Annotated in this window: 15 protein-coding genes; 1 reads left to right on the top strand and 14 read right to left on the bottom strand. The window is 60.3% G+C overall.

Annotated features, from left to right (window positions below; genetic code table 11):
• From ACTJK7_RS22875 to ACTJK7_RS22810, 14 genes are all read right to left on the bottom strand, one after another.
• Positions 1-186, bottom strand: coding sequence for a hypothetical protein (locus ACTJK7_RS22875; protein ID WP_085612311.1), 186 nt, complete (start codon positions 184-186; stop codon positions 1-3).
• 101 nt (positions 187-287) lie between these two features.
• On the bottom strand, positions 288-833 hold the full coding sequence (locus ACTJK7_RS22870; RefSeq protein WP_323151110.1) for a DUF4376 domain-containing protein: 546 nt from the start codon (positions 831-833) through the stop codon (positions 288-290).
• A 9-nt stretch (positions 834-842) separates the two neighbouring features.
• Positions 843-3,785 carry a tail fiber protein gene (locus ACTJK7_RS22865; RefSeq protein ID WP_323151109.1) on the bottom strand — a complete coding sequence of 981 codons (2,943 nt, stop codon included), beginning with the start codon at positions 3,783-3,785 and terminating at the stop codon, positions 843-845.
• A complete protein-coding gene (locus tag ACTJK7_RS22860) occupies positions 3,786-4,421 on the bottom strand; it encodes a phage tail protein I (protein ID WP_323151108.1) in 636 nt (211 codons plus the stop codon).
• Positions 4,418-5,413, bottom strand: a complete 996-nt coding sequence (locus ACTJK7_RS22855; protein WP_440780709.1) for a baseplate J/gp47 family protein — start codon at positions 5,411-5,413, stop codon at positions 4,418-4,420. Before ACTJK7_RS22855 ends, ACTJK7_RS22860 begins: the two co-directional genes overlap by 4 nt.
• The gene (locus ACTJK7_RS22850; protein WP_007954853.1) at positions 5,410-5,742 is read right to left on the bottom strand and encodes a hypothetical protein; all 333 of its coding nucleotides are present in this window, start codon (positions 5,740-5,742) and stop codon (positions 5,410-5,412) included. Before ACTJK7_RS22850 ends, ACTJK7_RS22855 begins: the two co-directional genes overlap by 4 nt.
• A 14-nt stretch (positions 5,743-5,756) precedes the next feature.
• On the bottom strand, positions 5,757-6,365 hold the full coding sequence (locus tag ACTJK7_RS22845) for a phage baseplate assembly protein V (protein WP_108559846.1): 609 nt from the start codon (positions 6,363-6,365) through the stop codon (positions 5,757-5,759).
• A gap of 3 nt (positions 6,366-6,368) precedes the next feature.
• Positions 6,369-6,890, bottom strand: coding sequence for a hypothetical protein (locus ACTJK7_RS22840; RefSeq protein ID WP_440780708.1), 522 nt, complete (start codon positions 6,888-6,890; stop codon positions 6,369-6,371).
• Positions 6,891-6,963: 73 nt separating this feature from the next.
• Entirely contained in the window at positions 6,964-7,302 is a 339-nt protein-coding gene (locus ACTJK7_RS22835) for a phage holin family protein (RefSeq protein ID WP_108559842.1), read from the bottom strand.
• A 110-nt stretch (positions 7,303-7,412) separates the two neighbouring features.
• Complete coding sequence (locus tag ACTJK7_RS22830; RefSeq protein WP_064384039.1) at positions 7,413-7,991, bottom strand: DUF642 domain-containing protein; 579 nt, start codon at positions 7,989-7,991, stop codon at positions 7,413-7,415.
• A gap of 4 nt (positions 7,992-7,995) precedes the next feature.
• Positions 7,996-8,187, bottom strand: coding sequence for a Com family DNA-binding transcriptional regulator (locus ACTJK7_RS22825; protein WP_084776901.1), 192 nt, complete (start codon positions 8,185-8,187; stop codon positions 7,996-7,998).
• Positions 8,188-8,324: 137 nt separating this feature from the next.
• Positions 8,325-8,750 carry a tail fiber assembly protein gene (locus ACTJK7_RS22820; RefSeq protein WP_440780707.1) on the bottom strand — a complete coding sequence of 142 codons (426 nt, stop codon included), beginning with the start codon at positions 8,748-8,750 and terminating at the stop codon, positions 8,325-8,327.
• Between the two features lie 124 nt (positions 8,751-8,874).
• Positions 8,875-9,294 (bottom strand): tail fiber assembly protein, encoded by a 420-nt coding sequence (locus tag ACTJK7_RS22815; RefSeq protein WP_440780706.1) that lies wholly within the window; start codon positions 9,292-9,294, stop codon positions 8,875-8,877.
• A gap of 527 nt (positions 9,295-9,821) precedes the next feature.
• Positions 9,822-10,556, bottom strand: coding sequence for an XRE family transcriptional regulator (locus ACTJK7_RS22810; protein ID WP_045121746.1), 735 nt, complete (start codon positions 10,554-10,556; stop codon positions 9,822-9,824).
• Between the two features lie 210 nt (positions 10,557-10,766).
• On the opposite strand from ACTJK7_RS22810, the gene mutS reads away from it, so the two are divergent.
• A complete protein-coding gene (gene mutS / locus ACTJK7_RS22805) occupies positions 10,767-13,349 on the top strand; it encodes a DNA mismatch repair protein MutS (protein ID WP_440780705.1) in 2,583 nt (860 codons plus the stop codon).
• The last annotated feature ends 123 nt before the right edge of the window (positions 13,350-13,472 follow it).

Raw genomic sequence — 13,472 nt, 5'->3', positions numbered from 1 at the left:
TCAGTCAGCCTTCTTGGCAGCGGCCTTCACGGCCTTGGTGGTAGATGTTTTCAGCTCCAGTCGACCGGCGCTGTGCAGGGCACTGGCCTCGACGTCGAGCAGATCGAGTTCCTGGCCGACGCTCGACCAGTGCCCACCGCCGGTGGGGAATGGAACGAGCACGGTGTAGGTTTGGCGGGTTGCCATTTTTCGTTTCTCCATAAACGGGAAAGCCCCTCGTTGGGAGGGGCTTGGCGGGTGTTGAATGTGTTGGGCGGACAATAAAACGCCCCGGGGTGCGGGGCGTTTTATTGAGGCTCGGAGGTCGGTGAAGCTGGCATGGAATCGGGCCAGCCTTCCTTGAGCATTTCATCGGAGTACGTGCCATCCTCGATTGCCTGGAGCAATTCCAGTTCGCGGTCGAAACAAGCCTGCACGTGCGCCCTGACAGCTTTGGCAATCGCGAGAATCTGCTGCGCGCCGATCTCGACGAAACCCTCGAGCGTTTTGAAGTTGCAGCGGTAATCAGGATCGAGGATCGCCGAGATGCCAGCGCCATAGATCATCCCCGCGCTGTCGCGGGAGGTTGCAACCGTGAGACCTTCCACGGAAACGACCGCACCCTCCCGCTCATAGCGCTCGTCGGCGACCCGTTGCGCATAGTCAGGGGTCACTTGCGGGAAAGGCGTTTTGACAATTTCATCGCCTACTCGACGCCAGATACCATCGGCCTCCTGGGTCAACCTGATAAACAACTTGTCATCGACTTTGACTGCCGAAGCGGGGATCGGGTGAACCCCTTCAATCAGGCAGGTTTGCAAGTTCGAATTCTCGTCAAACAGTGCGTATTTCATGATCTCTCCTTAACTGCCCACCGCGACCCAATGAAAGACCGTGACCCCGGGAAAGGTATGTTTTCCATAAAACGAAGTGAGACTTGACACACCGACATCCACATACCCGTTCACTGCCGACCCTGGGGTGTAGTTCAATGTCGCGTTCAGGCTGTACATGGCATTGGGAAACGCGATCGGGAATGCGGTGGCGATGTCCGTACCACCATTTCCGGAGACCCTGCCCCACTGAATGATCAATCCACCGAGCCAGGACGGGAAAATGATGTACCCGTTGATTTCCTTGAGAATCTGAAATCCCCAGCGGAGCTTTTTGGGTGTCACGATCGTGGTGTCGTCAGCCCCGGCATCGGTCAGCACCTGAGTGGCGAGTTTGGCTGTGCCTTGCTTGATTTCGGTCGCTTGCTGGGCCAGAGGAGCCAGCGCTGCGACATCAATGCTTCCCTGATTGACCGGTGCGTTCCAGGCTTTGATGCACCACATGACGGCGAGGTTGCGCGGACGGGTGCCAACCAGGTGCCCATCAGTAAACAGCGCCGCCTGATTCAGCGATACAGGGGAGGTGATTTCGCCAGAAGAGAAAAATGCGGAAGGATAGTCGGCCGCAGAGGCAACGTCGCCTCCAAGTACCGGGTGAGACTTCCCACTATTGTCTGGATTGAGTTTCCAAGATGAGGCGGCAGCTTGGATAGCCTGCGCTGTCGAGGTCACCGCATCGTGCGCAACCAACGTCGCTTTTTGCCAGCTACCGATTGTCCGACCAGCGTCAACACCGCGACCATGATCCCAACCACGCAGAAACTCACCGCGAGATTCCGGCAACCGGAAGTTGCCCGCACCTTCGTCCCCCTTGTTGAACTTTGTGCCGAGATAACCCGCCAGATCCGGATAGGTCGCAATGCTTTGCACACTGCCGTCCAGCTCCAGATAACCGGCAGGAACGACGCCCGTTGGAAACGACAGGACAGCACCGACCGGAACGGAAGATTTGAGCTGTGCGACTTCATTGGCCAGTGCGGCGACGTCGATGTTTCCCTGATTGATCGGCGCGTTCCAGGCCTTGATGCACCACATGACTGCAATGCTGCGCGGACGGGTTTCCGAACCGCCAGTGGCAGTCGTCTGTGGTGTTCCGTTGCTGTCGGAGCGGTTGCCACGAGCGACCTTGTCCTGGCCAAATCCGCTCGGATTGGCAGGCGCATCAACCTGGTGAACGTGAGACTTAAGCTCATCAGGCGCCCAACTGCCAATCGCCCGACCTGGGTCTACACCTCGCCCATGATCCCAGCCTCGCAGGAACTCACCACGTGATTCCGGCAACCGGAAGTTGCCTGCACCCTCATCACCTTTGTTGTAAGTGGTGCCGAGATATGCCGCCAAATCCGGATAAGTCGAAGTGCTCTGCACACTGCCATTCAACTCAAGAAAGCCGGGCGGTACGATCCCCGTCGGGAATGCCATGACGGCACCCACCGGAACGGCAGATCCAAGCCGGGAAACTTCCTTGACCAGTGCCGCTACGTCGATGTTTCCCTGATTGACCGGCGCGCTCCAGGCTTTGATGCACCACATGACGGCGATGTTGCGGGGACGGGTTTCAGAGCCACCGACAAACCCGGTCACATTACCGCCATCGGTCACTGCATATTGCCCTGACCCCGCTACAGTCCCGACCGCAATATTCGAAATGCCCTTTGAGTTGTCGGGAATATGGGTATGGCTGTGGGAGCCGAAGAGGTCACTCTGTAAGGCGCCTATCGCCCGTCCCGGGTCAACTCCGCGCCCGTGATCCCAACCCCGCAAGAACTCCCCACGCGCTTCCGGCAAGCGGAAATTCCCGACGCCCTCATCCCCCTTGTTGAACTTGCCACCCAGATAGGCGCTCAGGTCCGGGTAAGTCGCGCTGCTCTTGACGCTGTTGTCCAACTCCAGAAAGCCCGGAGGTGGCGAGTCAACCGGGAACGCGACAATCGACCCCACCGGCAACGCCGATGCCTTGGCAATCAGCGCCTCGACTTCAGCCTTGGTGTACGAATCCTTGATACCAAAACCGGCCAGCGTGTCGGGATTGGAGCCGGCCGTCGCGCGGCCATATTCGTCGACGCTCAGACTCTTGTAAGTCCCGGCAGCAATCCCGGTACGCCCCGCGAGCATCTTGAATGTCAGCGCGGTAGTGCCGAGGGTGATCGGCGCATTGGTGGTCAGGTGCCACAGCGAGTCGCCATTGAGCGTGCCCTCTTCCACCATCACCGTCAGGCCCGGGGTGACCTTGGCGCTGACGTTGGCATCGTTGGCCCGAATCCAGTCGCCGTTCGCCACAATCCACAGGCCGTTGTCCTTGGCCAGGGTCTGGTTCGGCAGCAGCACGCGGTCGCCAGCAACCACTGCAACACCGTCGATTTGCTGTGCACCGTTCAACACGACATTGCCAGTCGCAGCTACGCGAACCGACTGTTTGCCGTCGAGTTTGCCGAGTTCTTCGGCGAGGTAGCTCATGACCCAGGCGCGAGTGGCCTTGACCACGGTGTCGTCGATCAACAGCGTCACCAGCGAGGCGTTGCTGGTCTCGAAAATCGAGCGGATGTAGAACTCTTTGCCCGAGCCGGACGTGGCCAATACCGGCTTGAACGACTCCGGGTATTTGACGATGGCGTAGAGAATCCCGGTGTCGGTCCACAGTCCGGCTTCACGCACATACCAGCCGCCGACGTCCGGCGGGATGGTGACTTCGGCGAGCAACCAGCTCGGATTCTTCTCGTCCTGGAACAGCGCATTGAGCGGACCGCGCCAGACTTCGCGTTTCAGCGCGGTAGCCGTCGCGGCCGGGTTGTAGACCGCGCCGCCGCCATCGCCGACGGAAATCTGTGTCAGCTTGATCGGTACGCCCGCTGCCTTGCAGGCGGTTTCGTAGGCAATCCCTGCGTTGGTGAGCAGGGTGTAATAGTCAGCCATTCAGGCCCCCTGAGGATAAATAGTGGATGTTTCGACGGTGTACAGCGCAGCCGCCATGAAGGCCTCGCCGGATGTCTCGAGCCCTTCGATGAACACCGGATAAACCGTGGTCAGCTCACCGCAGAAGGTCGCGGCGCCGATGACGTGATTGCCGAAGGCGCTAAGCCCTACCGACACCGACAGCACGTCCCGCTCGCTCTTGGCATCAGCCAAGCGCCGGTCGAGACGGGCGTCGATGGCTTCGCTGTAGGGTTGTTCGCTGAAGGCCCGCACGGAAAAGCTGTAAGGCTCGCCGGGCGGTGTCTGTTCGTACCAGGCGCGGATTTCCGGCCTGAGCTGCAAGCCCTTGGCGGCATTCTCCAGCGCTTTTCGAGTACCGGCCTGACGCGCGGTGGGCCAGGCCAGTTCGACGGTCAGGCGCTTTTCCGCTTCCGGTGCGTCGGTGCTCCATTCGGCAACACCACGATCTGCCGCGAGATACGGCAGGAACGCAACGGGTGTCGAGGCCGGGTTCATCAGCTCGGGAAACGGCGGAGCGACGCGATCAAGCAATGCGCCGAAGCCGATGTCGAGTGCCCGTTCCAGCGCCGAGCTATTGGCTGGCAGCAGGGTCGGACGCGGTGTCTGATCGGTCATAGCGTCTGCACCTCGACTTCGACCGCCGTGCAGTACGGTGCTTGAAACGCGCTGCACACGATCGGTGTCAGCGGCTCAAGAATCTGCAATTGCACGGCGCCGGCGCTGTGCAGCGTGTAGTCGATCCAGCTCGGATCGACCCGGCCTTCCAGGCGATGACAACTGTCGGCGTAGGCTTGCAGATGCTGCTCGGCGGCGACTTTGGTCAGGCCCGAATCCGGGCCGGAATTGATCTTGGCCACGACGCGGATTTTGTAGCGCTGAATCTCTGCGCCTTTGACCGTGACCTTGTCGGTTTCCGGACAGACATCGGGCCGGGCAAAGTGTCGGCGCACGCCGTCGAGCAAGGTCGGGGACGGCGTACCGTCGCCCTCGCGGGCAAGCACGGTGACTTGCACTTCGCCAGGCGCGGTGCGACGACCATTGCCGTCCTTGACCTGCGCGGCGAGGCCGTCCGGGTCGAAGGTGTAGGTGACGTTCACCACACCGGCCTCGGTGGATTCGACTTTCACCGTCGGCCGTTCACCGAGGGTGAAGACCTCGCGGCGGTACTGCATCCGCGAACCCGCCGCCGGCGCATGGGGTGCCAGGTAATAGCGCAGCCGGGCGTCATCGTCGCTCTCGTAAGTCGCCGGCACCGGCGGAAACGCTGCCGGGTCGCCCGGATCGAGCAACTGTCGCTCCAGGCCCATGTCCGCCAACCGCGCATCGAGGTTGCTGCCGGTGGCCCACCACGCCAGCATCTGCTTGATGCGAGCGTTGTATTTGCGTTCGTGGGTTTGCAGGCGAACGCAGAAAGCTTCGAGCGCCAGGGTCAGCAGTTCGCTTTCGTTTTCCAGGCTGGTCTTGAGCTTTTCCGCGCTCTGCGGCGAACGTGCGCCGACGTACTCGACCACGAAGGTCTTGAACTCGGCGAGCAGATCCTCGAAGGCATCGACCTTGATCAAGGAGGGTTCGGCCAACTGATTCTGGCCGGGGATCAACATGCTCATGTCACGACCTCGAAAGTCTGTTGGCGGTTTTTCCAGGTGCCCGCAAATCGCAACAGCAATCCCGCGCCCTGTCGGGTGGCGACGATCACGCCGGGCTGGAAATCGCCGATGCCGTTCTGCGGGTTGTAAAACGCCTGGGCTGCGTGGCTCTGGGCGAGCAACAGGATGTCGTCGCCCAGGTTTTGCCCCAGCAGCGTGGGGATCAGCGAACCGTACAAGGGCCGTTTTTGCCGGGTGCCCAGCGGCGTGGTCAGAGCTCGGGTCGCGCGCTGCACGAATTGCAGCCAGTCGTCGACCGTGGCCCCGCTGTCTCTATCGATTCCGATCATGGGAAGCTCTTGATTCAGGGGCTGATGACACGGCCTTGGTGATCCACCAACGGGCCGCTGAAATGCACGCCCGAGGCGTCGATGGTCAGGCCGACCGCGCCCAGTTGCAGGTTGATCGCTTGCGGGGTCATCGCCAGCCGTGCCGGACCGATGCTCATCTCAAGCGCTTCGCGAGACCCGTTGAAGGCGGCCGGACCGTTTTGCCAGTGCAGCGTGTGCGTGGCGTCGTCGTAGCCGCTTTCGCTGCCGTCCTGATGGACGCGACGAGTCAACGTCGGGACCGTCGAGGTCGGCGGAAAACGGTCACTGTTCAGGCCGAACAGCGCCACGCTTTGTGCACCGCTTTCGCCGCTGCCGTAGTTGAACAGCAGACACTGTTCGCCCACTGTCGGGATCCGCGACTCGCTCTGCGCGCCGGCGCTCGGGTTGAAGAACTTGATGGCCGGGGTGAGCAATCCACCGTGGCTGACCCGGCAGGTGTTGCTCGCCGCATCGACCTCCTGACAGATGCCGATACGGCAATAACTCTCGGCACGCCGGTGCAGGTCTTCGATCTCCGCTTCCATCTCGGCCAGGCGCTCGATGATCGGGCCCAGCTGCATTCGCAGTAACGCGTCGAACATCGGTCAGGCCTCCAGCGAGGTGTATTGGTCGGGGTCGTCGATGTCGCTGACTTCCCAGGTGCGGGCGAATTTCGGTGTGCCGAGCGGGTCGTCCAGCAGGGTCGGGCCCAGGTAGAGGGTCTGGTTGAACGACAGCGTCCAGGCTTTGTTCGGCTGGTCGGCGCGGATGAGCAATGACGGCATTCCATCGATGTTCATCGGCAGATCGCACTGATCGCCGGGCAAGCCCCAGCGGTTGTCGGTGATCAGGTTCTTCAGCGCGGCGATCAGATCACAGGCGGCAAATGCCGTGGCGGACAGCGCCGGAATGACTTGCAGCGACAGCGTCAGCACATGGGCAATCCGCCCGTTGGCGGCGCGCTCTCCCGATGCATTGCGTTCGATATCGATCAGCACCCAGGCTTTGTCGCCGGGGGTCGTGAAGTCATCGTGATTACCGACCTGCACGTTCAGCTCGGAGCTGTTGCGCAAGGCTGTCGCTATCGCGGTGAACAGCTGCGAAGGCTGCTGAATCAGTGTGGGCATGCTTGACCTCCTTTTCTGATGTCCACGCGAAGTCGCGCCGCACGGCGTGCAGCGAGACAGGAAAGTGAATGGGTTATTGCGGGTCGCGCGGCGGAACTTCGCAGACGCCGATGCGCTTGGCAGCCCAGCGTTCGTAAAGGCCGATGGCGACGTCGGCACCGGCCATTGCAGTGAGGCAACCAAATGCCCCGGCAGCCCAGATCGACATGCCGGCGGCGTACAGCAGCATGATTGCCGACACGCCGCAGATCATGCAGGCGCCGGAGCGCAGGGCCAGGCGTCGCAGCAGTGGCCAGCCACGGGCGCCTTCCTTGTCGGCGCGCCACATTTCGCCGGACACCCCGCCCACGACGGCAAGGAGGATGACCAGCCAGATCGGCATGTCAGCCAATGCTTGTTGCTCGGTTGTCATGTCACGCCTCCTGAAAGCGTTGATGAATGAAGAGAAGTGAAGAGGCGACACCGGACGGGTGTCGCCTCTGAAGCGGGGAAGAACAGCTACAGGTTCCGCGCATTCAGCAGTTACAGGCGCTCGACAATGACGTTGTCGATGAAGGCGTAGTTGGCGTACGGGTTCTGCTCGTTGGAAAACGCCAGAGTTGTCTGCGCGGTAATCGCGGTGAACTCGTAAGTGACGGTGCTCCACTCGACCGCGACGCCTTTGGCTGTCGGTGTGTTGAACGTAGCGGTTTGCCCGGCCACTTTCACCTGAATGACACCGTCGCCGGAGCGGCTGGCGAATCGGGAGTTGCCGGCACTGAAAGTCAGACGGTACTTGGCGCCCGGAGTGGTCGCGAAATTCTGCTGAATCCCGCCACCGTTGCCATAAACGTAGTTGGCCAGGTCGACGATCATCACGCCATCTGCTGCCACAGAACCGCCGATAGCATTGGGCATGTTGAAGTATTCGGCACCGGACAGGAACGTCGTCCAGCCTGTGATGGCATTGGTTTTTGCCGGGGTGTCCAGAATGCAGCCACCACCGCATGTCGATTGTTCAAAGCTGCCGTTCACCAGGAGGTTGGCGGCGATTGCGCTGCCGCCATTGCCCAGCAGTGCAATAGCGAGAAACGGAGCTACGTATTTCTTGAGAATATTCATGTCTTTACCTATGAGGAGATTGATCAGGTTGTGCTGGCGATGCAGCACGCATGTCGCTCACAGGCGATCGCTCGAGACTCGTGGCCTTCACATGATTCAATGTTCCGCAGCGGGAACATTTGATCTGGAGTTCTGTGTACCTACCCACCCGGGCGAGCAGTCGTTTGCAGCTGCCACAGCGGCACTCTTTCAACATCGGCAAATCCTTTTGATTCCCTGCCAGGCCATGTTCATGCCGCGAAACTTTGTTGAAGCGCCTGCATCAGGCGGATATTCCAGAAAGCCCGGCACAGGGACAGGGACCGGGCTTTTCAGTAGTGCGCTCTTGCGCCTTTACGGCAACTCAGGCCAAACGATGGTCACCGGAAAACCCGGCTGCTTATTGACCTGAGTGAAGGCCACGCAGTACTCCTTGAACGCGGCCAGGTACACCTGCTCCGCTGTAGTGGCAATGCCCAGATCAACTTTGTATTGCAGACCGGCGGCGGCGACACGAGTGACTAGGTTGTCGAACCGACGCGTCTTCTCATTGCGCAGTTGTTCGCCCAACACCGATTGGCCCCAAGGGAACTCGGGTGCAAAAGACCAGACGCCGTCGGTGTTGACTGCGTTATGGCCGTAATCGACCTGGCCAGCCAAGGTGGCGGTAACGTCGACCCACACTTGATCGCCGGGAAATTCTTCGGTGATCGGATTGGCAGTTTCGAAAATGTTGTCGACTTTGCCATTCACTACACGTGCATATTTTTTCAAGCTCATTGCTCACATCCTTATTGGATCGCCGATATCTCGGCATACGTTGATCTGACTGCATCGGGCAGGCATTCCAAAAAGCCCGGCAATTCGCCGGGCTTTTCAGTAATGCGCTTTCACTGGAAGTAAGTCAGAAAGGAGCCACCGGCCAGTCGAGCACCGGGAACACGGATTGGTTTTTCACTTCGCTTACGGCAACGACGTACTGCTTGTAGGCAACCAGCGCCGCCTCATCTGCCGGACTGGCGATGCCAAGATCCAGCCTGTATTGCAGCGGGTTGAACCTCAGCCAGCGTTCGGCTGCGTCGAACCGTTGCTGCATGCGGGCATTGTTGATCCACTCGTGCTCGGAGACGGGGATCGCACTGAACGTCACCCCGTATGGACCGTACTCCATTCTCATTCCCGGTTGCGCGGTGGTATCACCGGTGACATCTCGCCATGCGGCATCCGGTTCACCAAGAGGTATGGCCGGCAGCGGTCCATCAGTATCCAGCACCTGAAGAACGATGATGTAATTCGCATATATTGTGAGTACGTAACGGTTCATCCTGATTTCCTTGGTTGTTGTTCAGCCGATTGCTTTATTGCAGAGGGGGGTGCAGCGATGAGCTCAGTAGGCATTCCAAAAAGCCCGGCAACCCGCCGGGCTTTTCAGTAATGCACTCCTTTGCCTTCCTTCAATCCTGTGTACGTGAAGGAAGCTGACTTTTCGGCGCTACTGGCGCGGTACGAGTCCATTCAAATTGTTTTTCCGACCGCGGTCCCTGCCCGCCGGATAACTGCTTCTGGTGCTTTACGCTGCACACCCGGGTCAGTTGCCAACCCTCTGAACCGTTGAGGCCGGTCCATCGCTGCCTGTTCTTGTGGAACTAAAGAGCTGTTGTTGCCAGCCGCTTTGTCGAGCGGCTTGGTGGCAAGAATATGCATGGATGCATATACAGTCAATGCGTAAATGCATTTATTTATGCACGAAAAATGCGCGGATGCATGGAAGCCCCGCCAATCAAGGGTTGCCCGGTTTTCTACAGGCGAAAAAAAACCCGCCGAGGCGGGTTTTATCCGAAAGGGATCGGGTTACCGGGCGTACATGCCCCACCAGAAGACGTGACCGAGGATGACGATCTGCTCTTCCTGCATGTCCTGGAAGCTGTAGTCCTCGTCCGGATGCTCATCGCGATTGAAGCTGCGCAGACGGATACCGGTAGGCAGGCGATAAAGCTGCTTCACCCGCAGTTGACCGTTGTGGTTGATCGCATAAAGGTCGCCATCAATGATGTCGCCAATACCGCATTTTCCCGCGTTGACCCCAACCGTGGCACCGTCGCGCAGCACCGGCAACATGCTGTTGCCCCGTACCGTCACGCATTTGGCCTGATCGAACTGCACACCGTTATGGCGCAGGCTGCGCTTGCCGAAGCGCAGGCTTGAGCGTTCGCTCTCTTCGATGACGAATCTTCCTGATCCAGCAGCCAATTCAACCTCGCGAAGAAAGGGCACCGACACCTCGTCGTCATCGACGGGGGTGTCGTCGTCCCACAGGCTTATGTCCTTGAGTTCGGAATGCAACTCGTCGCGTCCGGCGTTGGCGGCGGGCGCAACATCCGCGCGCCCGCGCAACTGGTCGGTGCTCACGGCAAAGTACTCGGCGATCTTCGAGATGTGCTTATCTGAGGGATCGACGATCTTCCCGCTGAGAATCCGCGAGAGCGTGGATTGAGGCACGCCGGTGCGACGGTGGAGCTCCGTGGGGGAGATCCCGTGCTGATCGAGCAGTGCTCTTAAGACGGAGGATACGTTGCGTTTTTGCATAACGCGCATAGTGCTTGAAGTTTTTCGCGAAGACAAATGCTGATTTGCATAAATCGTGCATAGTCGACGTTTTTGCACCAGATAGATGTCACCCGGCCGCGATGCCTGCGTCCGACAGACCGCCCATGGTAACCTTGCGCCCATCGCGGAAAAGCCCGGCGACTGCCCCGCTTTTGCCCCACACATTCCAACGAGTTACCTGACAATCCGATGAATAAAGCCGTCTCCGACCTGTCCTCCCACACTCCGATGATGCAGCAGTACTGGCGCCTGAAGAATCAGCACCCGGACCAGCTGATGTTCTACCGCATGGGCGACTTCTACGAGATCTTCTACGAAGACGCGAAGAAGGCGGCCAAGTTGCTGGACATCACCCTGACCGCGCGCGGGCAGTCGGCGGGTCAGGCGATTCCGATGTGCGGGATTCCGTATCACGCGGCGGAAGGTTATCTGGCGAAGCTGGTCAAGCTCGGCGAGTCGGTCGTGATCTGCGAGCAGGTTGGCGACCCGGCCACCAGCAAGGGCCCGGTGGAGCGTCAGGTGGTGCGGATCATCACCCCGGGTACGGTCAGCGATGAGGCGCTACTCGATGAGCGCCGCGATAACCTGATCGCGGCGGTGCTGGGCGATGAGCGTCTGTTCGGCCTGGCCGTGCTGGACATCACCAGCGGCAACTTCACCGTGCTGGAGATCAAGGGCTGGGAAAACCTGCTGGCGGAACTGGAGCGAGTCAACCCGGTCGAGCTGCTGATCCCCGATGACTGGCCGAAGGATCTGCCGGCGGAAAAACGCCGTGGCGTTCGCCGCCGTGCACCGTGGGATTTCGAGCGCGACTCGGCGCTGAAAAGTCTCTGCCAGCAATTCTCCACCCAAGACCTGAAAGGTTTTGGCTGCGAAACCCTGACCCTGGCCATCGGCGCCGCCGGTTGCCTGCTGGCGTATGCCAAGGAAACTCAGCGCACCGCCCTGCCCCATCTGCGCAGCCTGCGTCATGAACGGCTGGACGACACCGTGGTGCTGGACGGCGCCAGCCGCCGTAACCTCGAACTCGATACCAACCTGGCCGGCGGCCGCGACAACACCCTGCAATCGGTTGTCGATCGTTGCCAGACCGCCATGGGCAGCCGTTTGCTGACCCGTTGGCTCAACCGTCCGTTGCGCGATCTGACCGTGCTGCTCGCTCGCCAGAGTTCGATCACTTGCCTGCTCGACCGCTATCGTTTTGAAAAACTGCAACCGCAGCTCAAGGAAATCGGCGACATCGAGCGGATTCTGGCGCGGATCGGCCTGCGCAATGCCCGCCCTCGCGACCTCGCCCGCTTGCGCGATGCACTCGGCGCGTTGCCTGAACTGCAAGTGGCAATGGCTGACCTGGAAGCGCCGCACCTGCAACGACTGGCGGCCACCACCAGCACTTATCCGGAACTGGCGGCGCTGCTGGAAAAAGCCATTATCGACAACCCGCCGGCGGTGATCCGCGACGGCGGCGTGCTGAAAACCGGTTACGACAGCGAACTCGACGAGCTGCAATCGCTGAGCGAGAACGCCGGCCAGTTCCTGATCGATCTGGAAGCCCGGGAGAAGGCCCGTACCGGCCTCGCCAACCTGAAAGTCGGCTACAACCGCATCCACGGTTACTTCATCGAGTTGCCTAGCAAACAGGCTGAATCGGCGCCGGCAGATTACATCCGCCGCCAGACCCTCAAAGGTGCCGAGCGCTTTATCACCCCGGAGCTGAAAGAGTTTGAAGACAAGGCACTGTCTGCCAAGAGCCGTGCCCTGGCCCGCGAGAAGATGCTTTATGAAGCATTGCTGGAAGATCTGATCAGCCAGTTGCCCCCATTGCAGGACACCGCCTCGGCTCTCGCCGAACTGGACGTGCTGAGCAACCTCGCCGAACGTGCGCTGAACCTCGACCTGAATTGCCCGACGTTCGTCAGCGAACCGTGCATGCGCATCTCCCAGGGCCGTCACCCGGTGGTCGAGCAAGTGCTGACCACGCCGTTCGTGGCCAACGACCTGAGCCTGGACGACAACACCCGCATGCTGGTGATCACCGGCCCGAACATGGGCGGTAAATCCACCTATATGCGCCAGACTGCACTGATTGTGCTGCTGGCGCACATCGGCAGCTTCGTGCCGGCAGCCAGTTGCGAACTGTCGCTGGTGGACCGGATCTTCACCCGGATCGGTTCCAGCGACGACCTCGCCGGCGGGCGCTCGACCTTCATGGTGGAAATGAGCGAAACCGCGAACATTCTGCACAACGCTACCGAGCGCAGCCTGGTGCTGATGGACGAAGTCGGGCGCGGCACCAGCACCTTTGATGGTCTGTCCCTGGCGTGGGCGGCGGCGGAGCGTCTGGCGCAGTTGCGGGCCTATACTCTGTTTGCGACGCACTATTTCGAACTGACCGTGCTGCCGGAAGCCGAACCGCTGGTGGCCAACGTGCACCTCAATGCCACCGAACACAATGAGCGCATCGTCTTCCTGCACCATGTGTTGCCGGGGCCGGCGAGCCAGAGTTATGGCCTTGCGGTTGCGCAGCTGGCCGGTGTGCCAAGCGAAGTGATCGTGCGTGCTCGTGAACACTTGAGCCGCCTGGAAGCTACCGCGCTGCCACATGAGGCGCCGAAACCGGCCGCCAAGGGCAAACCGGCAGCGCCACAACAGAGCGACATGTTTGCCAGCCTCCCGCATCCGGTGCTGGATGAGTTGGCCAAACTGGATCTGGATGACGTTACACCGCGTCGTGCGCTCGAAATGTTATATGCACTTAAGAACCGGATCTAAGCACCGACGAACCGGATATAACGCAAACGGCTTCAAGCTGTTAGAATCTCGCGCGGTTCGGGATGCTGCTGGCTAATAGCCTGGCCGGCAGACATCGCTCCCGAACCTGGCGACCCCAACCGT

Origin of the sequence: Pseudomonas sp. 22085 (assembly GCF_052045815.1) — a bacterium.
Taxonomy (GTDB): domain Bacteria; phylum Pseudomonadota; class Gammaproteobacteria; order Pseudomonadales; family Pseudomonadaceae; genus Aquipseudomonas; species Aquipseudomonas glycinae.
Note: the sequence above shows the minus strand (reverse complement) of the source record. Positions and strands in the feature narration are given on the sequence as shown.

What these genes read in the sequence shown, in the direction of transcription:
- ACTJK7_RS22845 (WP_108559846.1), bottom strand. Translation starts at nt 6,365, where the DNA reads ATGTTCGACGCGTTACTGCGAATGCAGCTGGGCCCGATCATCGAGCGC.
- ACTJK7_RS22875 (WP_085612311.1), bottom strand. Translation starts at nt 186, where the DNA reads ATGGCAACCCGCCAAACCTACACCGTGCTCGTTCCATTCCCCACCGGC.
- ACTJK7_RS22820 (WP_440780707.1), bottom strand. Translation starts at nt 8,750, where the DNA reads ATGAGCTTGAAAAAATATGCACGTGTAGTGAATGGCAAAGTCGACAAC.
- ACTJK7_RS22815 (WP_440780706.1), bottom strand. Translation starts at nt 9,294, where the DNA reads ATGAACCGTTACGTACTCACAATATATGCGAATTACATCATCGTTCTT.
- ACTJK7_RS22860 (WP_323151108.1), bottom strand. Translation starts at nt 4,421, where the DNA reads ATGACCGATCAGACACCGCGTCCGACCCTGCTGCCAGCCAATAGCTCG.
- ACTJK7_RS22810 (WP_045121746.1), bottom strand. Translation starts at nt 10,556, where the DNA reads ATGCAAAAACGCAACGTATCCTCCGTCTTAAGAGCACTGCTCGATCAG.
- ACTJK7_RS22865 (WP_323151109.1), bottom strand. Translation starts at nt 3,785, where the DNA reads ATGGCTGACTATTACACCCTGCTCACCAACGCAGGGATTGCCTACGAA.
- mutS (WP_440780705.1), top strand. Translation starts at nt 10,767, where the DNA reads ATGAATAAAGCCGTCTCCGACCTGTCCTCCCACACTCCGATGATGCAG.
- ACTJK7_RS22825 (WP_084776901.1), bottom strand. Translation starts at nt 8,187, where the DNA reads ATGTTGAAAGAGTGCCGCTGTGGCAGCTGCAAACGACTGCTCGCCCGG.
- ACTJK7_RS22855 (WP_440780709.1), bottom strand. Translation starts at nt 5,413, where the DNA reads ATGAGCATGTTGATCCCCGGCCAGAATCAGTTGGCCGAACCCTCCTTG.
- ACTJK7_RS22870 (WP_323151110.1), bottom strand. Translation starts at nt 833, where the DNA reads ATGAAATACGCACTGTTTGACGAGAATTCGAACTTGCAAACCTGCCTG.
- ACTJK7_RS22840 (WP_440780708.1), bottom strand. Translation starts at nt 6,890, where the DNA reads ATGCCCACACTGATTCAGCAGCCTTCGCAGCTGTTCACCGCGATAGCG.
- ACTJK7_RS22850 (WP_007954853.1), bottom strand. Translation starts at nt 5,742, where the DNA reads ATGATCGGAATCGATAGAGACAGCGGGGCCACGGTCGACGACTGGCTG.
- ACTJK7_RS22835 (WP_108559842.1), bottom strand. Translation starts at nt 7,302, where the DNA reads ATGACAACCGAGCAACAAGCATTGGCTGACATGCCGATCTGGCTGGTC.
- ACTJK7_RS22830 (WP_064384039.1), bottom strand. Translation starts at nt 7,991, where the DNA reads ATGAATATTCTCAAGAAATACGTAGCTCCGTTTCTCGCTATTGCACTG.